The 22,424-nt window shown below is 62.5% G+C and carries 17 protein-coding genes; 4 read left to right on the top strand and 13 right to left on the bottom strand.

Features of this window, described 5'->3' with window-relative positions:
* Window positions 1-257 precede the first annotated feature (257 nt).
* Together Sp245p_RS26220 and Sp245p_RS26215 are read left to right on the top strand one after the other, a co-directional pair.
* Window positions 258-1,703 carry a mannose-1-phosphate guanylyltransferase/mannose-6-phosphate isomerase gene (locus tag Sp245p_RS26220; protein ID WP_014200351.1) on the top strand — a complete coding sequence of 482 codons (1,446 nt, stop codon included), beginning with the start codon at window positions 258-260 and terminating at the stop codon, window positions 1,701-1,703.
* A gap of 627 nt (window positions 1,704-2,330) precedes the next feature.
* Window positions 2,331-3,950: a COG1470 family protein gene (locus Sp245p_RS26215; protein WP_109139045.1), complete on the top strand. Its 1,620-nt coding sequence runs from the start codon at window positions 2,331-2,333 to the stop codon at window positions 3,948-3,950.
* Between the two features lie 31 nt (window positions 3,951-3,981).
* Here the strand turns inward: Sp245p_RS26215 and Sp245p_RS26210 are convergent, their stop codons facing one another.
* The 12 genes from Sp245p_RS26210 to Sp245p_RS26155 all read right to left on the bottom strand — a co-directional run bounded on the left by Sp245p_RS26210 (window position 3,982) and on the right by Sp245p_RS26155 (window position 15,823).
* Window positions 3,982-4,230, bottom strand: coding sequence for a hypothetical protein (locus Sp245p_RS26210; protein WP_041814858.1), 249 nt, complete (start codon window positions 4,228-4,230; stop codon window positions 3,982-3,984).
* Complete coding sequence (locus tag Sp245p_RS26205; protein ID WP_014200354.1) at window positions 4,220-5,284, bottom strand: glycosyltransferase family 9 protein; 1,065 nt, start codon at window positions 5,282-5,284, stop codon at window positions 4,220-4,222. Before Sp245p_RS26205 ends, Sp245p_RS26210 begins: the two co-directional genes overlap by 11 nt.
* A complete protein-coding gene (locus Sp245p_RS26200) occupies window positions 5,281-5,586 on the bottom strand; it encodes a hypothetical protein (RefSeq protein WP_014200355.1) in 306 nt (101 codons plus the stop codon). The genes Sp245p_RS26205 and Sp245p_RS26200 overlap by 4 nt, the downstream gene beginning before the upstream one ends.
* Window positions 5,587-5,615: 29 nt before the next feature.
* Complete coding sequence (locus tag Sp245p_RS26195; RefSeq protein ID WP_014200356.1) at window positions 5,616-6,713, bottom strand: glycosyltransferase family 4 protein; 1,098 nt, start codon at window positions 6,711-6,713, stop codon at window positions 5,616-5,618.
* A 57-nt stretch (window positions 6,714-6,770) separates the two neighbouring features.
* Window positions 6,771-8,063 (bottom strand): glycosyltransferase, encoded by a 1,293-nt coding sequence (locus Sp245p_RS26190; RefSeq protein ID WP_014200357.1) that lies wholly within the window; start codon window positions 8,061-8,063, stop codon window positions 6,771-6,773.
* Window positions 8,064-8,110: 47 nt separating this feature from the next.
* Window positions 8,111-9,565: a hypothetical protein gene (locus tag Sp245p_RS26185; protein WP_014200358.1), complete on the bottom strand. Its 1,455-nt coding sequence runs from the start codon at window positions 9,563-9,565 to the stop codon at window positions 8,111-8,113.
* A 684-nt stretch (window positions 9,566-10,249) separates the two neighbouring features.
* On the bottom strand, window positions 10,250-12,685 hold the full coding sequence (locus Sp245p_RS26180) for a class I SAM-dependent methyltransferase (RefSeq protein ID WP_082188334.1): 2,436 nt from the start codon (window positions 12,683-12,685) through the stop codon (window positions 10,250-10,252).
* Between the two features lie 144 nt (window positions 12,686-12,829).
* A complete protein-coding gene (locus Sp245p_RS26175; protein WP_014200360.1) occupies window positions 12,830-13,510 on the bottom strand; it encodes an SPASM domain-containing protein in 681 nt (226 codons plus the stop codon).
* 5 nt (window positions 13,511-13,515) lie between these two features.
* Window positions 13,516-14,352: a radical SAM protein gene (locus tag Sp245p_RS26170; RefSeq protein WP_109139044.1), complete on the bottom strand. Its 837-nt coding sequence runs from the start codon at window positions 14,350-14,352 to the stop codon at window positions 13,516-13,518.
* 180 nt (window positions 14,353-14,532) lie between these two features.
* Window positions 14,533-14,835 carry a hypothetical protein gene (locus tag Sp245p_RS26165; RefSeq protein WP_014200365.1) on the bottom strand — a complete coding sequence of 101 codons (303 nt, stop codon included), beginning with the start codon at window positions 14,833-14,835 and terminating at the stop codon, window positions 14,533-14,535.
* Between the two features lie 27 nt (window positions 14,836-14,862).
* Window positions 14,863-15,528, bottom strand: a complete 666-nt coding sequence (locus Sp245p_RS26160; RefSeq protein ID WP_014200366.1) for a hypothetical protein — start codon at window positions 15,526-15,528, stop codon at window positions 14,863-14,865.
* Window positions 15,529-15,532: 4 nt separating this feature from the next.
* Window positions 15,533-15,823, bottom strand: coding sequence for a hypothetical protein (locus Sp245p_RS26155; RefSeq protein ID WP_014200367.1), 291 nt, complete (start codon window positions 15,821-15,823; stop codon window positions 15,533-15,535).
* Window positions 15,824-16,154: 331 nt separating this feature from the next.
* On the opposite strand from Sp245p_RS26155, the gene Sp245p_RS26150 reads away from it, so the two are divergent.
* Window positions 16,155-19,712 (top strand): glycosyltransferase family 4 protein, encoded by a 3,558-nt coding sequence (locus Sp245p_RS26150; RefSeq protein WP_109139043.1) that lies wholly within the window; start codon window positions 16,155-16,157, stop codon window positions 19,710-19,712.
* Window positions 19,713-21,056: 1,344 nt separating this feature from the next.
* On the opposite strand, the gene Sp245p_RS36335 is transcribed toward Sp245p_RS26150, so the two are convergent.
* The gene (locus tag Sp245p_RS36335) at window positions 21,057-21,179 is read right to left on the bottom strand and encodes a hypothetical protein (RefSeq protein ID WP_281291748.1); all 123 of its coding nucleotides are present in this window, start codon (window positions 21,177-21,179) and stop codon (window positions 21,057-21,059) included.
* 737 nt (window positions 21,180-21,916) lie between these two features.
* Between Sp245p_RS36335 and Sp245p_RS26145 the strand changes: the two genes are divergently transcribed.
* On the top strand, window positions 21,917-22,424 hold a 508-nt coding region (locus tag Sp245p_RS26145; protein ID WP_129557238.1), incomplete at its 3' end, for an NAD-dependent epimerase/dehydratase family protein.

Raw genomic sequence — 22,424 nt, 5'->3', positions numbered from 1 at the left:
TTCAGGCTTGTCTGCCGGGGCGCTCCCATGGCATGAAGCTGGACAATCGGAAGTCTTCCAGGGCTCGACCAGGGGCCTGTTCGATATCAAGGGTTTACGGTCCGTCCCGAGCTGCCGGATGTCGTCGGGACGAGTGGAGGCGCCATCCCCATGGTTTCCTACGCACCGGTCGGGGGCCGATATGATGGCGAACTGCAGCGTGGTTTCGGGTAAACATCTGCGCAAACATGGAACTGAACGGGATCAGGAACGATCTGATGGGTAGCAAAGCCTCCGCAAGCACAGTCACGCCGGTCATCCTGTCGGGGGGAGCGGGAAGCCGTCTTTGGCCGCTGTCGCGCGCGTCGTATCCCAAGCAGTTCCTGCCGCTGGCGAGCGAGCAGACGATGATCCAGGAAACCGCGCTGCGGGTCTCGAGCGACCGCTTCGCCGCGCCGCTGGTCATCTGCAACGAGGAGCACCGCTTCATCGTCGCCGAGCAGCTGCGCGCCGCGTCCGTGTCTCCGGCGGAGATCATCCTCGAGCCCGTCGGCCGCAACACCGCGCCGGCGGTGTGCATCGCCGCCCTGGCCCTTCTGGAGTCCGGCGAGGACCGGCTGATGCTGGTCATGCCGTCCGACCACGTCATCGCCCGCTCCGACCGCTTCCTGGAGGCGGTGGAACAGGCTGCCGTGGCCGCCGCCGCCGGCTCGCTGGTCACTTTCGGCATCACGCCCGTGGCGCCGGAAACCGGTTACGGCTACATCAAGGCGGGCGGGCCGCTGGGGACCGGTGACAACATCCGCGTGGTCGAGCGCTTCGTCGAGAAGCCCGACTTGGCGACGGCCCAGACCTATCTCGCGGACGGCCGTTATCTTTGGAACAGCGGCATCTTCCTGTTCTCCGCCGCGGCCTACGTCGCCGAACTGGAGAAGTCCAACCCGGCGATCGTCGAGGCCTGCCGCCAGGCGCGGTCGAGCGCTGCGCGCGACCTCACCTTCTGCCGTCTGGAGAAGGAGGCCTTTGCCGCCTCGCCGTCGGATTCCGTCGACTATGCAGTGATGGAGAAGACCGATCAGGCCGCCGTCGTCGCCGTCGACATGGGCTGGAACGACGTCGGTGCCTGGTCGGCTCTGTGGGACATCGCCGAGAAGGATGAGAGCGGCAATGTCGTCCATGGCGACGTGGTGCTGCACAACGCCCGCAACAGCTACGTCCGTTCCGAGGAACAGCTCGTCGCCGTCGCCGGCCTGGACGACGTGGTGGTGATCGCCACCGACGACGCGGTCCTGGTTGCCGACCGCAAGCATGTGCAGGACGTCAAGCTCATCGTCGAGCGGCTGAAGGCCGAGAAGCGCGACGAGCACGCGCTCCACACGACCGTCTACCGCCCTTGGGGCAGCTATCGGGGCATCGACATCGGCGACCGCTTCCAGGTGAAGCGCATCACCGTGAAGCCGGGCGAGCGCCTGTCGCTTCAGATGCATCACCACCGGGCCGAGCACTGGATCGTCGTGCAGGGAACCGCGCTCGTCACCTGTGGCGAGAAGCAGGAGCTGCTGTTCGAGAACCAGTCCGTCTATATCCCGATGGGCACGACGCACCGGCTGGAGAATCCGGGCAAGGTGCCGCTGCACCTCATCGAAGTCCAGTCCGGTTCCTACCTCGGCGAAGATGACATCGTGCGTTTTGAAGACGGCTATGGCCGCGTGGCCGGCAAGTAACGCCAAGCTGGGGAATGACCCGGTTCGGAAGAGTCTGAGTGGGACACGGGCGAAGCGGGAGGTCCCTCCTGCTTCGCCCGTGTCTTTTGTGAAGCGCGCCATGGCGCGGGATGATCGATGAAGCCCGGTTGAAGGCGGGACTTTCTTTGTTCGGGCCTTGTCCGTTTGGCCGCCTGCTCAATCGAAGGGGTTTCTGGCGTTCACAAGGATCGGCATCCGGGGGGATGGCCAATCGGCGTCCCCAGTGTCGGCGCGACACATGGCCCCGACAAAAACTATTGTTGGTTTAGCGATTCGGTGATAGGTCATCCATCAAATTGTGCTGATGGTGTGTCCACAAGGCGCGCCAAAATGCTTATGGTGCTGGATGTCCATGCGGAGCCATGCATGGTGTCTTGCAGCCACTGTTCATCAAGACTGATTTATTGATGACTGTTCCTCAGCTGGGCAAGAAAGAACCCAGGAAACCTCATTATTTTTGCTCATGCTGTTCAGTGCTTTTTTAGAATAAGTTTTTCAGTGATTTTTATGCAATTGTTCTTGTTCTTCGGACGTGGCGAGATGAGGACGATTTGTTGATGAACAAGGCGTTGGTTTGTTCTTTCTCTTGAGGTTGCGAGACGGCGTATGAAGATCCTGGTGGACCACATTCGGAAGACGGCTGGAACATCTGTCGGAGATTTCTTCAGAGGACTTTCGGGAAGTGAACGGGTTACGCCGCTTCTGATGGATGAAAGCATTCTGATATCTGAGCATTTGTTCAGGGATCACGACGTCGTCATTGGCCATTTCGTTCTTAGCCATGATTATCACTGGCCGAAGTCCGTCTACCATACGACCATCCTGCGCGACCCGATTGAGCGGTTCATTTCTCACTACTCCTATGTGCGTGAGAGAAAAGCCGCTTCCGAGCCTTTTGCCCGGTTGGCGCAAACACACAGCCTTTCCGAACTCCTTGAAGAGTGCGATTTCCACGTTCGCGAAGCCAGCCAGAATTATTATTGCAATCACTTTATGGCTGGCATGTATGGAAAAGAAGAACTTGAATCAATAACCAGGTCTGGACAAATAAATGTTGAAGACATATTTGAATTCATGGAAGAAAGCTATCAATTTGTTGGGATCAGCGAATTCCTGAAGCTGAGCCTGGGAGCGATCTGCTTCGGAAACGCGGCCAATGCGAACCTCGTGGACATTCGTTCACGGGTGACTGGGGATCGTCTGTCGGTGGACAGCTTGGATCGTGCGACGCATCGCAGGCTTCAGGATCTTACAGCCAACGACATGGAGCTCTATCGGCTGTGCCGCGAGAGGTTTTTCAAGCATCTGGAACGGATGACGCAGTTCGCGCTGCACCGGATGCCGGCCCCGCGGCGGAACGCCGAGGACATCACGCCGCGGATGAGCGTTCCGAACGCGTCCATGACCTTCGTTGGCGCCGAACTCATGTGTCCCGAGCGGCCGCGCAACGATGTCGGCGTCTCGTCGCAGGAATGCTGGCTTGCGACCAAGTTCCGCATGGAGAATTTCCCGCAAGACTGCTGCGTGTCCGTCACGATCCGGAACAGCGTGAAGCAGGTCATGTACCGGGAACGTCGCCCTTTTGCCTTCACTCTGAAGGATGGCGGCTTCGTGGAGTTCCTGTGGTTCTTCAACTGCACGCTGGGGGCCGACACCTATGATGTTTCGCTGGACGTGCGAAGCATGGTGAACGGGTTGCCCGAGACCCTCATCGCATCCAGCGACAATTTCTATCAGTTCCAGATCGTCACCGATGGCGGCCACGACGTCACGGGCCTGTGCAACCTCCAGCCCGAGTTCCGTGTGATCGAACAGGCGTCGGCGTACGACGCCGCCCGCGGCTCGCTGTCCGTCGCCGCCGGCACGGTCACGGTGCGGCCGGGGGAGAGCGTCACGCTGCCGGTCCGTGTGAGGAACGAGGGGGGAGCGGCTTGGCAGCCCGCCGGATTCCATTGCGTCGCCGCCAGTTACTGGCTTGAAGGTGGACCGGCGGAAAGCCCGCGCGAAGGCCGCCGAACCTTCCTGCCGGAGGGGCTGCGGCCGGGCGAGGAAGCGCAGATCGCCCTGCGTGTCGATGCGCCGGAAGAGGAAGGAGTCTGGCTGCTCCGCCCCGCTCTGGTGCAGGAGCGGATCGCTTGGTTCTTCCGCTGCCCCGAACCTGTCACCTTGATCGTGACGTCGGCGGGCGTGGCGCCGGCCGGGGACGCGGAAACCCCGGCTTCCTGACGAACCCGTCCGTGGAGAGCGCTGGTGCCGGTTACGGCCGGCGCCGGGACCGGCCTTCCAAGATCCGCATCGTCCGGCGGTTGGCGGCGCAGAGGCGGATGAAGGAGACGGCGGCCCGCCGAAGATGCGGCAGCCAGGTGTCCGGCGACTGATGGCGCAGTTTCATCACGTCGCCGATGAAGCGCGTCCGCCGTTCGTGAAGGGCGATGTAGAGCGCTTCCAGCTCAGCGTCGCTCACGGGCGCCGTGGCGACCGTCTTCTTGAGATCGTCAGGCCGCATGGTGGACACCATTCTCGAGGAGGCGGGATTCAATCTTGCTTCGGTGATCGAGGTGGCTGACGCCGAGATAGAGTTGGCAGCCGGGCGCGATCTCCAGGGACGAGCCGACCATACCGGTGCTGTGCGGGAAGCGCAGCGCGTCCATGACGACCTGGGCGTTGATGCCGGTGACGCATTCCGTGGTCAGACAGCCGTTCACCAGCCGCGCGCTGTATTGGCAGCAGGGTGAGCAGTCCAGGTTCATCGTCAGCAGCCGCGCCCAGGTGCCAAAGGGCGCATAGCGCCGGAACGGGCTGGGACCGAAGACCGACAGGGTCGGGCAGACCAGCGAGCACAGGTGGCCGGTTCCCCCGTCCGAAGCGACGACCCAGTCCAACTCATCGACCCGGCCCAGAAAGTTCGCGAAATCCTTCCCGCCGAGGATCAGGTCGCGGACCGGGTCCAGCCCGATCTGCCGGAGCAGGAAGCGGGCCAGCCCCGCCTCCGCGGGACCGCTGATCACGCTCACCCCGATGCCGGCGTCGCGCAGCTTGCGGCCAAGCGCGATCCAATGGCCGGGCGGCCAGGAGTTCGCGTGGAAGCCGGAGCCGATGGAGAAGCCGACCTTTCCGGGAAAACGGGAGGCCTTCGCCCGCACGCGTTCCAGCCGGTCGGTGTAGAAGGCCTCTTCGATGTCGTAGTGGCCGACCAGCGCCGAAGCGACCCCGAAATCGATGACGCTCTGGTGATCGCCGTGCGTGTCGACGGGCAGGACGAAGCGCCGGCACCGCAAGGACGCCCATTGCGTGTTGAGGATTCCGTCGGATCGCAGGAAGGCCACCATGTCGAAGCCGCGCAGATCCGGGTAGCCGCCCTGGGAGGCGTCGGCCTTCGTCAGATGGGGGAAATCGATGGTTTCGATGGCCACGTCGCCGAACAGATGCCGGGCCAGCGAACGGTTCTTCCCGGCGATGAACAGCGTCGCGTTCGGATGGCGGCGCATGATGGCCCGGATGGCCGCCGATGACAGCACCAAGTCGCCGATGTGATCCGGCTTGATGATCGCAACGTTCATTGGTCCTTACCTTCAAGCCGGGCGAGCAGGAGGCGTTCGATCGCCAGGGCGGATTGCGTTTCCCTTTGCACGATCTGGAGCATTCTCTCGAACGGATGCGCGGTCTGGGCGAGCCGGGGCGCCTCGCCCTTCGCAAGCGCCAGCAGCACGTAATCGACGCCGGCGCCGTCGGGGCATTTCGGCTCCGACGGATCAAGTTCGTGGATCGTCTTGGGGAACAGGACCGCGCCCGGATGTTCGAAGAGCCGGCGGTTGGAGTGCGCCAGAAGCCACTCACCGAACAGATGGATGAAGGCGCTCATCACGGAGCGTTGAAAACCGAGCATGTTCCTTACCCCAGAACGGCGTCGCGGATGTTGGCGGCGAAGGCCTCGAAGCTGAACCGGTCGTTGACCCAGCCGCGCATGTTCGTGGCCAGGGCGGCGCGGGCTTGCGGGTCCATGGCGGCGATGTGGAGCATCGCCTCCGCCATGCCCTCATGATCGTCGGGGTCGCAGTAGGCCACATGCGGCCCGCCGACCTCCGGGCAGGCGCCGGTCGTCGAGGCGATGCTCGGCACGCCGTACATCATGGCCTCCAGCAGCGGCACGCCGAACCCTTCCAGATAGGAGGGGTACAGGAAACCGGTCGCCCCCGCGTAGATCGAGCACAGGTCCTCGTTCGAGGCGTAGCCGTACAGGGTGACTCCCGGCGTGTTCTCGGCCAGTTGGGTGATCTCCGGAGCACCGTGTCCCCGGCCGCCGACGACCAGGAGCTGGTAGCCGCGCTCATGCAGGCCGCTGCAGCGGAAGGCGTGCATGGCGCCCAGGATGTTCTTGCGCGCTTCGAGGCTGCCGACGAACAGGAAGTAAGGCTTCACCGCATGGAGCGGCGGCACCCCCAGCCCGTCCCGCAGATGGCCCGGCGAGTACAGGTGGACCGTCCGCATCCGGTCGAGCGGGAAGCCGTAGTTGGCGTAGAAGGTGTAGGCGGTGTTGTCGCTGATGGTGACGACCTTGGGCTGGACCTGGCACAGCTTCTCGAACGCCTTCGCGTAGAGCGCCGCCACGGCGGGCGAATGCCATTCCGGCTGCGTGACGGTCGACACGTCCAGCACCGTGACGACGTCGGTCGGGTAGAGGTCGGAGAACAGGATGTAGAGCGGGTCGATGAAGAAGCGCCGTTCGCCGTCCTTTCGGCTGGGGCGCAGGACGTTCCCGAAATTCAGGCGGCTCTCGTCGAAACGCCCTTCGCCCGCCATGGACAGCGCCTGGAACAGGATGCCCTTCAGCGTGTCCGCCTCCGCCGCCACCGGGGCCTGCTTGACGGTGACGCCGAAGTAGTAGAGCCAGGGATCGACATCGGCGAAGATCCGGGCGATGTCGTTGCAGATGTTGAAGACGGCCGTCCGGTTGATGAGCGTCGGGCTCATGTCGAGGGTCAGGGTCATGATGGTCTTCCAGATTTCCGTCGCGATCGATCCGATGATTCCCGAAGGACAATCCGGTTAGGACAGCATGGCAGGCTCCTGCGCCGGCTGCGTGGCCATGGGTGGCAGGGCCGGTGCGCGAATGCGGGCGATCTCGTCGCCGAGGATGGCGATCAACCGCCAGGACGAGCAGAAGTCGATGGCGTGCTGCCGGGCCTTCCGGACCACCGCGGCGCGCCGGGAGGCGTCCATCGCGGCGAAGTCGCGCAGCCGGCCGGCGATCTCGCCGGGCAGGGGCAGATACCAGCTCGATGAGTAGGGATAGGCCGAGACGTTGCCCTTGAGGCCCACGCACTTGCGGACGGAGTTCACCGTCAGGGGATGGTCGGCGGGCAGCAGGTCGGCGATGCCCGTGTGGCGGGGGGCGATCACCGGGCGATGCGCGGAGATCGCCTCGATGATCGGCCCGCCGAAGCCCTCGCCGTAGGAGGCCGAGACGTAGGAGTCGCACGCCCCGTACAGGGCCGACAACTGCGGATCGGGCAGATGGTCGTGGATGATGGCGATGCGCGGGTCCACCCCGTCGAAGCCGATGGTCTTCAGGATGGCTTCGAAATGCTCCGCCGGGGCGGCGTTGATCCCATGCGCGTGCCGGAAGGCGAGGCGCAGGACCAGAATGTCCTGGCAGGACGGATCGTCGATGTGGTTGCGCCATTCCCGCAGCAGGATCGGCAACCCCTTGCGCGGCGCCAGAGACTGCACCGAGACGAACAGGTTGCGGGCCTCGCTGCGGATCTTGCGCAACGACACCGTCTGCGTCTGGAAGCGTCCGGACGGCCCGGAGCGGCCGAAATACAGGGCCTGGATGCTCTCCAGGGCGCCCGGCCTCACGGCGGGCGCCTGGTCCGGGAACTCGTGGGGCCAGGGCACGACGGTGACGTCGCCCGTGAAGCCCGAGGCGCGCGCGTAGGTGCCGAGGAACGACGTCGGCGCCCAGATCCGGTCCATGCCGGCAAGCCGCAGCGGCCAGTGGCGCTGGTGCACGAGGGTGTCCGTTTCCCAGTAGAAGGCGCCGATGTTGACGGCGCCGGGCACCTGGACGAAATCGTCGATCCCGGTGTAGTGCAGGACGATCGGCGTCTGCGTCGATTGGCGAACCACCTGCCACATCTGGGACTCGTCGATCAGCATGTGGGCGAAGTTGCCCCCGCAATCCGCCGGGTTGGGGTGCAGGTCGATGCCGAAGACGGCGATGTCCGGGAAGCGGGCGACCAGATTCGTCAGGGCGCGTGCGGCGCGTGCATACCCCGTTTCGCTGCGCAGGTCGCCCCGGACGATGAAGGGGACGGCGTGAGTGATGGAAGTGCTCATGGTCGCTCTCACAGCGGCGTTGGGTAAGCGGGGCGGCGGCGTAGGGATCAGGTGAGCCGGACGAGCAGGCTGCGCACCGCGACGCCCAGCATCCGGGTGTCATGGCTGCCGAACTCGCTTGGCGAGAACACGCGGTCCAGCCCGATCCCGAGAACGTGCACGCCCGGCCGGTACGGCAGGGTGGCCTTGACGGTCGAATAATGTTCGGGGGTCTGAACGGTCTGCAATTCGATGTGCTCGAACACCATGCCGTCCAGCGTCAGGGTCATGCAGGTGTCGAACTGCTGGGAGGAAGCCTGCTCGTAGTGGAACTCCAACTCGATCTCGATGTGGCTGGCCGCCGCGGGCAAGGCGACCGCGCCGGGGTCCAGGGCGAAGCCGATGGACGAGATCGGCTTGCTGGACCAGGTATGGAAATGCTCAGGCAGGTTCCAGCCGCCGCTGAGGAGCAGGGAGACCGCGCTGCTGCCGGTCACGAAATGGACGCGCTGTCCGTTCGCAATGCGGTAGCGGCTGGCGCTCAGATAGCCTTCCGGTCTGCCCGTCGCGGGACGCGGCGGCGTTGCGCCGCTCTTGGCGCGGTTCGGGAAGACGATCGCCTCGGCTCCTTGCGGCCCGAGCAGTTCGGGCCAGAATCCCCTCCTGCGGTGCAAGGCGGCGGCACGCTGCGTGACGGAGGAGGTGACCTGCTCCACCCCCTTTATGACGCCTTTCAGAAACTCCGGCAGATTGGAGACGTCGGGCTTGGTCAGCTCCTGGCGGATCAGGCCGAGTTCGTCGGGTGTCAGGAGATAGGTCAGGTCGTGTTCCCACAGACCGTATTGCAGGAACCAGGACTCCAGCCGCTGCCCGCTCTCCGGCGTCTTGAGCGCGAAGGCCTCGCTGACGTCGGAACGCAGGGCGCGCAGCCACGCGGCGGCCAGGCAGGTCCAGACCCCGTCGTCGCCCGTCTGGACCGGCTGGCGCATCCTGGCCTTCTGCTCTTTGGTCAAACGGCTGGTCAGCCCAAGCTGAAGCACGCCTTGGAGACAGAACCAGCGCAGCAGCTCATCGGCGTACCATGTGATCAGAGGATCGCAGGTCCTGACGCCATCAAGATTGATCGGCTGATCCTCGGAGGCGAAGCAGGCGACCAGCATCAGCGCCGTCAGCGGCAGTTCCTTGACCGAGGTCGGTCCGACCACGCTGTTGGTCAGGGTTCCCAGGATCGCCTCGATGTCTTGGATGTCGGCCCAGCGCATGAGGTTCTTCGGCTGCGAGAAGCAGTACCAGCCGAGGAAGCGGAACTGCTCGGCCTCGTTCGCCTTGGCGATGGCCGAGGCGCTCCACCCGCGCGACAGCCACCGCGCCGTGGCCAGCGGGGTGAAGAAGGGGGCGGCCCGTGTTCCCGAAGCCGCGATCATCCGGCATGTGGCCAGGGCGTCGGCCGCATCGACCTCCGGAATCCACTGGGCCAGAAGCTTCGCCTGCGGGAGGTCCTCGGAAACCACGATATGCTTCATCTTGTCTTCGAGCCTTGATGTCCGGAGATCGGCGGGGGAGGGCGACCGGCGCCCGGCCGGTGCGCGGCAACCCGCATCGCCCGCTTCAGGATGACGCCACGGCCTTCAAGGGCCGGCCTTCAAGGAAGGGCCGGCTTGATGGCGATGATGACGTGCTGCTTTCCGTGGAGGGTCGACCTCGCTGGAGAGACGGCCGCCATGCTTATTCCTTTCGTTCATTTCGCCCGCGCAGCCGGCAAGGGCGACGGCATAGGCTGAAATTGACCCTACTATATCTAAAAGGAGCGGAAGCCATTAAAAAAATATGAACCTTCTTAGGGTGAAGGAGCTTTCAAGAAGGGAATTCAATGGTTGTGGAATGATGCCGTCCAATATTTCCTGAAATTTGGGCGGTTGATTGGTGAGTATAATAAATTTTGACAATTTCACTTTTGAAACATGCTGAATGATCTGAGGCTATAGTAAATAAACGATCGGCGCGGTGAGTTTTTGTATTCTTCAAAAATTTCTGCGCCGCAAAAAATTGCGAGGGCTCACCGCGTTTGGCTTAGGGCTTCCGGCGGTGGCGCCAACAATGATTTCGGCCCTAAGGATAGTAGGCCAAAAGGTTATGCCCAAAAGCCCCTGGCGGCCCTGGACAGAGGGTCCGGGGCCGTCCATACGATCTCGGCCGGGCGTTGTGGATCAGGATGTCGCGGCGACCAGATGGGCGACGGGGACAACGGCCAGGTCGGGGCCTCCTGCGAGATGAGTGGTGTAGACAACCATTCGGTCATCGCATTGGAAGCTGGGATGCGGGTGCGGGTGATAGGGTTCGAGGCTGGGCGAGGCGACCGGCATCGCGGTGACGATGGGCACCGCCCGCTTCGTCTGCCGGTTCAGGAACAGCACGGAGGTGGATGGCCCGCGGCCCTGGGTGGTTTCGGGCTGCGTGTCGGCGACGAGATAGCGGCCGCAGCGGCTCGCACTGGCGTGCCAGTTGCCGGCCGGCCAGACGCATTCGGGGGCTTGTCCGTCCAGGCCGACCCGCATGGTGCCCCGCTCGAAATCGACATACCAGATGGCCGTGCCCGAACGGTCCCACCATTCGTGCCCCACCGTCGCACCGAGTCCGAGCGGGCGCAGAGGGCCTTCCCGCCGGCACAGCGCCATGCGGCCCTGCGGTGGCGTGACGACGCCGGTCCGCGGGTCGATCCGCTCCTCCTCGGCCAGAAGGATCAGGTCGGGATCGGTGGGGGAGAACTGGGCGTGGTGCCAGCCTCGGTCCAGCCGCTGCCAGATTTGCAGGTCGCCGCCTTCGAAGGGAATGCCGCCCAGGAGACGGTCGCCGCCGACGGTGATGTCGAGAAGGAACCAGGCGCCGTCGGCGCTTCGGGTCAGATGGGTCGCCAAACGCCAGACGGGGCGCTTGCGCAGCAGATCGTCCGGAATGCGCGTCAGGCAGACCGGCTGGCCGCCGGTTTCCGGGCTGCGCCGCCACACCGCGTTCTGTGTCGCCCAGACGACCGAACCGTCGTGGCTGTCCACCCAAGGGGAGGCATCCGTGAATTGGGTTTCCGGGAAGTTGGTAAGAGTCCCCGTCTGGAAATCCACCACGGCCAGCGTACGCCCGTCGCGGGCCGAGCCGGACGGCGGATGGGCGCAATACAGCCACAGGAAGCGGCCGTCCCGGCTCCAGCAGGGCTGCGTGAAATAGAAGGATTGCTGCAGCGGTGCCGCCGACCGGCGCAGGAGATAGGAGGTCACGCCGCTGGTCGGGTCGGTCGACGGCTTGAACAGCCCGTTCAGCCCATTCCGCAGAAGCTCCGGCAGGCGGTCGGCCAAGGGCGTTCGTTCGTCGTGCGCTCGCCCGGTGGCAGGCGCAGGCTGTACGTCCGGTGGCGACGGGGCCAGCTTCAGGTTGCCGCTTATGAATTCCTGCGACGTCATGAAACGCCGTCGAAGCCCGGACAAGGTCTGGGCGGCCGCCAAATGGCTCGCCACCTGCTGAGGGCCTTCAGGCGGCCGGCCGAGCAGGATGCGATAGGCCGCGTGAACATCCAGCGCATCGATGCTTTCGAAATTAACGGGGCGATCGGTTTGAAAGGCCTGATAAAGCCGCAATGACGTGGGAAGAGCGGCGTTTCCATCCATCCGGACCGTCCAGCGCTCCTCGGTTTCGAAGGTTCGCAGAACCTCACCGCTGGCGGAGATCAGGACCAAGCGGGCGCTCGCCTGATGGGTGCCAGGAGGCAGCGGGCCGAGGCAGACGGAAAGCTGCGCCGTGACCGGCCGATCGGGCGAAAGAGATTTGGGCAGTGGAAGCAGCGCGCCCGATGTTTCTCCGTGCTCGGTATGCACATGGACGGAAACATGCGCGATCGCCGGTGCTCCGGAGCCGTCCATCCAAGGGTGGCGACTTTCGTTGCAGGCATAGACATCGATCAGCATGGTGCCGCCGGGTGAGACGGTGTCCGGCTTGTTGCGCAGTTGGAACGTGTGGGCGTACGGCCGGGTCAAGGCATCCGTGCGAGCCTCGGCAGCGAGCGTCAGCAGCTTCTCGCGCACGGCCTTCGCGGCTGGAACCTTCGAAACCGGCGGCAGCAGGCACCAGAGCGTATCGACGACAAGGATCTCCCGTTCCAGGCTCCGGGCGAGCCTGTCGACGCCGTTCATCACATCGGGAAAGCGGGGGCGGTAATCATGCCCGCATGAAATTCCGGTCGGGGGCAGGTGCCGGCTCCAGAATTCCAGATTCCGGGACAGGATAGGATTGGTGTGGACCGAATCCTCAAAGAAGAGATCCACCGGACGATTCCAGTCCTGGAAATTGTCCGGGCTGTACCCTTGCAAGGCTTTCACGTTCGGGCAGTCCGACAGATAGGCCCGGAACTGGTCGATCCCGTAGGTGATCCCGAGGGCCTGCTCCATCGGCCGGATGCCGTGATTCTCCTCCCAGGGGTCGATGCAATGGACGGTGACGCTGGGATCGGCGCTTTTCGCCCAGGCCCAGCTCGATCGACCGAACAGAGAACCGATCTCGACAATGGTGCCATCGGGAGGAACAAGCGCTGCAACAGCTTCAATTGCCTGCAATTCCCATTCAGACATCTGACCTGGAATGGAAAGGTTGTAAGGCATGACCGGAACTCCAGAGTAAATTTATTCTGTTTTGGCTCATTTATGAGCATCGCCATAAGATTTTTTAATCAAACAGCGTATCTATTTAACTTTTACTTAATATACTACTCCATATTCATTTATACCAATGCAGTCTATGTGCGTTTACGACAGCCCTTTGTGCACATGAATGGATGTTATCCCGACGCCTATTGGCCGCTGATCATTGTTGATTCCACGCTGAGCTGGGCTTGAGACGTGGCTTGTCTCGATAGTGATATCCAGGGAAGGCAGATTAGCAGTTTCTTTGCTTATGGGAACAGATACCAGAAAATTACCAAAATGAGAAAAATTGGCCATCACGGCTTCCGAGGCATTCGTCATGACAGAAATAGAAACATTGGATTCACTTTTCAAGCCTCTCAATGCTATATCAACAGTACTTCCCTCTAGTAAGTCGTCAAAATTTGGAAAGGATATTTTTGCATATTTTTCTTTTGACCAGCATCCCCAATATTCTTGAGTATGCCATCCTTCGATCATATATATTGATCCAGCTCCATTTTTTCCGAAAAAGATGCGATCTCCTAAGCGAGGAAGGGCATCTTTTTTGGCATTGTTCTTTTGTATAAATTTACATGGCGCATTTTGGCAAATTGGATGCACACGATTTTGGTGCATAAAACGGCGTAATTCTTTTATAAGATCTCCGTTCCAAATCTCTTCGATTGAGCTGTGATGAAGGCTTCCTATGTCTTGTGCTGAAAAGCAGCAAGGACGCACAGTCCCATCTGTGATAACTTGCATCCAATACCATGGTGCTGTGCATTGACGCGGCGATGACATTGATTTTACTCCAAATGAAGTTTCTTGTTTCCGCTAATGCTAAAGCCTATCCCAAGAATTTCAGCATTTCTTTTTGCTTCTTTAAGTTTTTCATGAACCTCATCTATTACGGAGTCGATCATCTGCTCTGAATAATTAAATATAAAATCTCCTCTTTCGACTTTCCAGTTTAACAAAGTATGCGCATTGAAAGCGTTTAAATCGTTAAAGTGCGTGTGGTCAGCTCCAATAGCTTTCGCGAAATAAACAAAATAAGGAATTTCTTTGTAGTTTTCTTTCATAATTGTCATGTTGAGCCATATTTTAAGCTCTGAATCAACTTTTTCCCTCCGTTTGTCGCACAATCTTTTTATATTCATTGATACTTTTTCAAATTTCTCGCCGCGTATTTTCTGATACATTTCGCGAGTGCAGGCATCAAGAGATATATTTATAGTTTTCAAATTTGAATCTAGTATTTTGCTAATTGTCGTATCTGTTAGGAGCACAGCGTTGCTGTTCACTTCAATATGTGCTTCGTGATTGTCTTGTACAGCTGAAAGAAATTGCCAAAATGCTGGACTAAGGAGAGGTTCTCCGATACCATGGAGTTGAATGCTCTTCGCGGATTTAAGAAATCCTTCCAGCTTATCCGCGACCTCCTTATCCATATGCTTTGGTCGGCGCACTGCACCAATAGCATGTGGGCACATTACGCATCTAAGGTTGCAAACAGAGGTGGATTCTATGGAGAGTAGAACTGGCTTGCTGGTTACGAACTCTTCTCCTTGCTCCCAAGCAAGAAGCGCTCTTTTTTCATTATCGGCAGGTGATCCAAGTTTTCCATCAATTAAATAATCCATTTACCTCTCCTTTTGAGAGCTAAAAATGAAAAATTTTTCCTCTAAATAACACATTGTGTCATTAAGGTCACTAAAAATTTTTTATACACTGAGGCTTTTGCTATCTATGCAGGTGGAGGGGGTGGAGAAGTTTTTTTGAAGCGGGATGCGGCTTTGCCGCATCCCGCGTGAAGCGTCATTTTATCCGTCCATTGCTCCGGCGAGCACCGCCGCTGGACTGTTCGGATCGTTGGTAGCAACTTTGATCGCAGCGTAAAGGTCGGTGTAGCGGATGCCTTCCTCGGTGCCGGGGAAGAGAGGACCAGCCAAATCCAGCGTGATGGTGGCGAGCGGGCGGCAGCCGGAGGCGCGGGTGTCTGCATTCACGTAGCCGGCCAGGACGGTGCGGGCGGCTCCCTGGGGGCGGTTGGCCTCGAAGGCCAGAATATGCCAGTAAGCGGCGTCGGGGCCGAAGGGCGTGGGGATAGGCTTGATGAGCGCCATGGTGAATGCTCCTCTTGACGTGGGGTGTCAGGCGATCACGGCGAGCTTGCGCAGCGCGCCTGAACCGTCCCTGATCTCGATGAAGCCGGTGACGGGTGCGTCGCTGCCGACCGTGAAGGTGCCGAAGCGGATGCGCCCGGTGCTGCCCTTCGCATACAGCGCCAAGTCGATGCTGGCGTCGTTCCCTTCGGCGTAAATCTGCACCGGCTGTCCGGATGATTGGGCGCGGACGAGCAGGGAGTTGACAATGGTCCCACCAGTGCCGCTGCCGAAGCGGGCGAGTGATCGGCCGGCCCCGTTCAGCAGCAGGATATCGGAAGAGTCCTGCATGCTTCCCTTGCTCATCAGGCGCAGGCCGATGTTGGCGTCCGCGCCTTCCGCCGCGATGACCGGAGGGGCGCCGGACGCTCCGGAGAACACGACCAGATTGTTCACCTGCCCGGTGACGGCGGCGGCTCGGAACACGGCTCCTCCACCGGCGACCAACGTCATCTGGTCGTTGGCCGGCCGGCAGAAGCCGGTGTCGGCGTCACTGGAAAAACTGAGTGAAGGGGCGGCGAGACTGCCGGCTGCCAGTTGCACGCTGCCTGCGAAGGTCGCCGTGCCGGTGAAGCTCGGGTCGGCTTTGGCGGCGTAGGGGGTAAGATTGACCGGCGGTGTGCTGATCAGGCTGAGCGTATAGGGGGCGGTCATGGCGTCACCCGAAGAAGGTCAGGGAGACGGTGCAGTCGGACGGGGCGACCAGCCCCAGCAAGGTCGTTCCGTCCAGTCTGCGCGCTGCGGGGGCCAGTTCGGGCGCCACGCCGCTCACGTCGTCCGCCACCGGGAGAACCGCGGCGGCTCCATACTGCACCCAGAAGGGGCCGGTGGACGCAAAAAGGACTGTTTTCGCATCGTTAGGCACCGAAACCGTCTTTCCCGTCCCGGCGGCGAGCACCAGGGCGTAGCGGGAATCGGAGACGGAGAGCACGGCGCTCGGTGTGCCCATAGCGTCCTTATGAGTCAGCAAGTCTCTCATAAAAATCTCCTTTTTCATGTGGCTCAGGCACGAAAAAACCCGCCTCGGCGGTGCCGGGCGGGCGAGTCTCCTCTCTTTGTAACGCGATCCTACGCCATTCGCGGCTTCAGCATCAAGAATTTTTTCCTGTTTGCTGATCCCCGCATATTTTGTTTCCCTGTGATATTTTTTGATTCACGGCTCAACTTGAAAAGTTGTTTACCGTCTGCATCGTCGAATGGTATGGAATGAATTGGACGGCATTTGTTCTTTTGTCGTCTTAAAGTCGATGAGCATCTGAAATTTGCCAGAAGAGAGTGTGATGAACCGCCTCGTTCACATCGTTTTGTCGGACCGTGGATGGATTCTTGAACGTCTGGCAAATGAAATTGCAAAGAGGCTTTCTTACGTTCGTTTTGATACATTGCCCGATGCCTCTTCCCCTATTCAATATTATATAACTTACGGATGCCGTAAGGAGCGCGTCTCTCCAGTAGAGGTGGCGCTTTTCACGCACCAGGAACAGGACCCGGCCACGGCGGGGCGGTTTCTGACCGCGGCGCGTGACGTCGACGCGGCCATCGCCATGTCGAAGGCGACCGGGCGGATACTGGCGGACGCCGGCATAGCGAACACGGTGATTTCGCCGGGTGTCGATCTTGACCGCTTCGCCCCCACCCTGAAGATCGCCGTCGTCGGCCGCACCTATCACACGGGCCGCAAGGGAGAGGCGCTCGTCAATGCGGTCATGGACATTCCGGGGATCGAGTGGCACTTCACCGGCGAAGGGTGGCCCGGACCGGCGCTGAAGCTGACCGACGAGGAACTGCCGGCCTTCTACCGCTCCATGGACTACATTCTGGTGCCGGCGACCAATGAAGGCGGCCCGATGTGCGTCCTGGAAGCCCTGGCTTCCGGCGTTCCGGTGATCGGTTCGAACACCGGGTGGGTTCAGGATTTTCCGCACATTCCCTTCGACAACGGCGATGCGCAGTCGCTGCGCGCGGTTCTGTGCGGCCTGCGCGAGAAGAAATTCGCCCTGCGCGAGGCCGTGTCCGGCATGACCTGGGACGCTTGGGCCGAGGGGCATGACGCGCTGTTCCGCCGCCTTGCAACGGAGCGGAACCTCGTGCCGACCAGCGCTCCGGTCTCGTGCCGCCGGGTCCGTTCCGTCGCCCTGCTGAGCCATGGGCTGGAGAGCACCGTCATCGGGGGCCCCAGCGTCCGTATTCCGCGCACCGCCCAGGCCCTGCGGCAGAAGGATATCGAGGCGGCCGCGCTTCGCTATCCGACGGTCGACCTGCCCCGCTACGATCTGGTCCACGCCTACAATGTGTGGCCGCCGGTTTCGGCTGTCCGGATCGCCCGCCGGGCAGCGACGCTTGGCAAGCCGTTCGTCTTCTCTCCCATCATGCTCGACCTGTCCGAGGCCGGGCTCTGGCAGGCCGACATCCTGCGCGTCTTCCGCAGCGCTACCTCGCCGGAGCACGCGGAAGCGGCGATGGCCTGGGCCAGAACCCGTCAGGCCATGCGGTCGGAGGACGGCCTGCGCGGGGAGCCTGAGCCCGGTTACCTCGACGCCCTGCGCGAGTTGGCGGAGACGGCGGACGCCTTCGTCTTCCTTGGCGAGCGGGAACGCGCGCTGACGGCGACGCTGGTGCCCTCCCTGCCCGAGGTCAGCCGGATCGTCCGCAACCCGGTCGATGCCGCGCTCTTCTCCTGCGGCGATCCGGACCTGTTCCGCTCGGCTTACGGGCTGAAGGACTATGTGCTGTGCGTCGCCCGGATCGAGCACCGCAAGAACCAGCTCCTGCTCGCCCTGGCGCTGCGCGACACCGGCATTCCGCTCGTCCTCATCGGCCATCCCGGCGACGAGGAGTATCTGCGGCTCGTGAAGTCCTTCGGCGGACCGAACCTTCTTATCATCGATCGCCTGGAGCCGGGCTCGGAAATGCTGCGCTCGGCCATCGCCGGAGCCCGCGTCTTCACCCTGCCGAGCTGGGCGGAGGGAGCCCCGCTCGCCGCGCTTGAGGCCGGCGCGGCCGGTGCGCGGATGGTGCTGAGCGACCGGTCGTCGGAGCGGGAGTATTTCGGCGATCGCGCCCTTTACTGCGACCCCGCCGACCCGGCCTCCATCCGCCAGGCCGTTCTGGAGGCCTGGGAAGGCGGTTGGTCCGACGGCGACCGTGAATCCCTCAAGGATCATGTCGCCCGCTCCTTCTCCTGGGACGTCCACACGACCGCCGTGACCGACGTCTACGAGGAGGTCGCCGCGCGCCGCGCGGCCGGAATTCGTCCGCCCGGCGTCGCGCGCGTGGCGCCGCTGCCCGTGCCGGTCCATAACGAAAAGGCCGCCGCAGAGACGGGCGAGGTCCAGGACCCCCTCGAGATCGTCTTCGATCTGACCACCCTGGCCAACAACGCCACCACCCGGTCCGGCATCGTGCGGGTGGAGCGTTCGATGGCCACCGCCCTTCTTGCCACTAAGGGGGTGCGGGTCCGCTTCGTGGTGTGGAGATCGGTCGAGGTCGGCTTCGTCGAAATTCCCCAATCGATCGTCGCCCGCGACCTGCTGTCCGCCTATCTCCAGGCGACGACCGTGTTCCCGATCGAGAAGGGGACCTTCCGTCCGGGCTCCCGGTTCGTCGTGGTCGGCAGCAGCTGGATGCAGAACGCCTCCTACGTCCATTTCCTGTCGACTTTCGCCATTGAGCACCGGCTCGAACTGTCGGTGCTGATGCACGATCTGACCCCGGTGCTGTTCCCGCATTGGTTCCTGGACGGCTATTCCGGACGCTTCACGGCGAACCTGAACACGCTGCTTCAGACGACGGATCGCCTGCTCGCCTATTCCGACAACACGCGTTCGGACCTTGAGGCGCTTGCGCTCGAAACGGATCTCGACCTGTGCTCGATCGGCAAGTTCCGGCTGGCCGACGCCATCGGCATCTTCGCCATGGAGATGTCCGAGAAAGGCCGGGCGATCCAGGCGAAATTCTCCAAGGTTCCCTTCATCCTCGCCACCGGCGGCATCCACGCGCGGAAGAACTACGGGCTTCTGTACGACGTCTGGACCATGCTCCGGACGACGATGGGCGATCGCTGCCCGCATCTGGTGATCGCCGGCGGGGTGTTGTGGAACGGCGGCGAGATGGCCCGGACGATCCAGGAGGATCGCCTGGTCAACCGGCACATCCATATTCTGAACGACGTCGACGACGCCCTTCTCGACTGGCTCTATCGGACCTGCCTGTTCACGGTCTACCCGTCGCTTTACGAAGGCTGGGGGCTGCCCGTCGGTGAAAGCCTCAGCTACGGCAAGATCTGCGTGGCGTCGAACCGCTCCTCGGTTCCGGAAATCGCCCCCACGCTCACCGATCTGCTCGACCCTCTGGACCGCAAGCTCTGGGCGGCGGCCATCCAGCACTACGCGACGTCGAAGAGCGCCCGTGACGCGAAGGAAGCCCGCATCCGCGACGAGTATGTTCCGACCTCGTGGATGGACACGGCCGCGGGGATGCTGAAGGCTTTGTCCACGCCCCTGGTTCCGGCCCGGCGCGACTTTTACACGCTCGGCGATCTCGTGCTGTTCACCGCGGAGGAGCCGTGCCGCGCTACCGTCATGGCGGCTGGTTCCAGCGCGAAGGCTGGGGGCCTGGGCAAGCTCGCGCACGGCGAGGATTCGCGTCGTCCTGACGGCGAAGCCGGACGAGGATCTGATCCTGACGGTGATCGCCAAGCATTTCAGCAAGGCGAACAAGACGGACCGTTGCAGCGTCGTTGCCAACGGCGTGAAAGTCGCCGACTGGGATTTCCGCTCCACGACGGGCGGGGCGGCTGGCCCTACGCTGCCGGCAAGGCGCTGATTCCGAAGGGTTGATCGACGACGATGGGCAGATCGTCATCGAGTTGACCGCGATGGAAAGATACAAGGTCAGCGAGGTCGTCGCGAATTCCGAAGACCATCGTCTCCTCGGTCTCGGCGTGACCGGCTTCAGCCTGCAAGCGTGTCGACGACGACGAACAGCCTCGACCTGCTGGCGACGCGCAGCGAGCTTCGTGGCGCGCTCGCGCCCCGCCCACGCTGAACCTCGCGCAGGCGTTCAGGCTCAGCGCGGCGCGTCCCGCTACCCGGTGAACCGCAGCTGGATGGCGGCGGCGGTGGACGACGCGCAGCTCGCGGGTCGGACGCCGCGACCGTCCATTTCGACGGCTTCCGGTCCCAGAGGGCAGCCTTCGCCTGCGGGGCGGCACCATCGATCTGTCGCGCAAAGCGACGCGATGTTGGAGGCGGCCATCGTCGCGGACGTTTCCGCTGGCGAAAGCCTTGTGGTCTCGGTGCTGGTGAACGACGAGTTTGTCGACAGCTGGACCATCGAGACCGACGTGCCGAGCTCCCGGCGCATGGTTCTGCCGATGGCGGTCCTGTTGAAGAGGGATCCCGCCGAGATCGTCTTCCTGTCGACTCGGGATGATCGGCAATCAGGAGGCTGGGCCGGGCGAATTCGTGATCGCCCAGCTCCGATTGGACCAGCCCGTTTCCGCAGGCCCAGCGCACCATCCCCGACTGCCGAGCGGGCCCGGAGCGTCGTGCTGTCCTCGGCCAACGCGGCGGTCCAGCGGGCGTTCATGCCCTGGGGTTGGTACGCGGCGGAGGAGCAGGGCGTCTGGTCGATCGGCGACCTTGGGCGTCTCGATTGCACCGTGAACATCGAGGGCCGGAACGAGCTTCTGTTGCTGGAGGTCGCGGCGCTGTCGACGGGCAAAGCCGGACGACAAGGCCACAATCGCCGTCGAAGGCACCGACATCGCGTTCCGGTCGATCTGACCGCTCCGAATGTCGGCTTGGTGTCGCGGATCGTGCCCCTCGGTCTCGGTTCCGCGCTGCCGCAGGGGAGCAAGGAGATCACGATCGCGTTCCGTCGGAACGCGGGCCGTCAGCCCGCAGCGCTTGGGCATGTCCGGCGACCGCCGCCTGCTTGGCCTTCGGGTCGCCGAGGTGGAGCTGAAACGCTTGGGCCACCCTGCCGGAAAAGGCCTTCCTGGCCGCGTCGACGAGGCGCTGGAGCGGGTCGCCCCTGTTCCCCAACTGGCATGTCAGGGAGGCGCTCGGCCGTTGGACCAACGGGGAGCGTGGAGACATCTGGATCGCGATCCCCACGGATATGCGCCCGGGCTCCCGCATGACGCTGCATTGCGCCGCGGTCTCTGCCGGTCATCAAGGTCAGGCGCGGGTCGATGTCCTGATCGACGACGTCGTCGTGACCAGCCGGACGATGTCGCACATGGACGCGCAGGCCGTACCCGTCGAGTTGCCGTCCGGAACGGGCCGGGCCGGGAGCCTCATGAAGGTGTCCCTGGTTACGGACAGCGCGCTGGTTCCGCAGGATGTCGGGCTTGGCTCGGACTTCCGGTGCCTCGGCGTTCTCCTCGTCGGCATCGAATGGCATCAGCCCGCCGCTGCGGCCCAGCACAACGGAGTCCATCACAACGGGACGCAGCCGAAGGCGGAATCCGGGGCTGGGCTCGAGGTCCTTTCTGAAATCCGCTCCGAGGCCAACGGGGAGGCTTCGGAGAAGGATGGCATGATGGCCGCCTCATTGGCCAAGAAGCCACGGGCCGCCGACTGGAAAGCGGCTCCATCGTCTGCGAAGCAGCCCTCGTCTCGGAGACCGGCCAGACGACCTGAGGGTCGGGAATCCAAAGGAGCGGCGGCGGCCTTCTTCTGCGCCAATGGATGCGGGGGCAGGGGGAGGCTCCGTCGCCGGTCCACAGCCGGCTCGGAAGAGAGCTGGGCAACGGTTTTTCAATTAACGAAGTGTCAACAGTGCGTTGGCGGTATGGGGCGCCGATCCGGTTGCCGCATGGCAACCGGATGTGGCCAGGGTATGGAAGAAAAGGACGCTCGACGCGCCTTTCTTCCCGTCTGCCGGTGAATTGGACAGCGATGCTGCAAAGCCAGAAGACGGGGCCAACCAGATGGTATATGAAAGTTCCTCCTCATAAAGGCTGCCTTGGCACCTCAAGCGGGGGCATCGGCCGGTCACCTTGGGCAACACCCCGGTATCTATGGTCCGTTCATGACTGACATCATCATCGTCACCGGGGGCCGGCTTCATCGGCTCGAACATCGCCGCCGCCCTGCACGGCTGGAACGACTGTGAGATCGTGGTCTGCGACCGGCTGCGCAGCGGCCAGAAGTGGCGGAATCTCGCCAAGCATCTGGTGGCGGATTTCGTGGCGCCGGCGGAGCTTCCGGCTTTCCTTGACCGTACGGCGGGCACCGTGCGCGCGGTGGTCCATATGGGGGCCATTTCCGCGACGACCGCCACCGACGTCGATCTGATCGTCGACACGAACATAAAATTCTCGGCCCATCTTTGGGAATGGTGCGCCGCCGGCGGCGTGCCGCTGATCTACGCCTCCTCGGCCGCCACCTACGGCGACGGTGCGCGGGGGTTCGTGGATGACAACGACCCGGCGGCCCTGGCCGAGCTTCGTCCGCTCAACGCCTATGGCTGGTCCAAGCACGCCTTCGACCGCCGGATCGTCGATCTGGTGCGCCGCGGCCGGCCGCGGCCGCCGCAGTGGG

It is taken from the genome of Azospirillum baldaniorum, assembly GCF_003119195.2.
Classification (GTDB): Bacteria; Pseudomonadota; Alphaproteobacteria; order Azospirillales; family Azospirillaceae; genus Azospirillum; species Azospirillum baldaniorum.
Note: the sequence above shows the minus strand (reverse complement) of the source record. Positions and strands in the feature narration are given on the sequence as shown.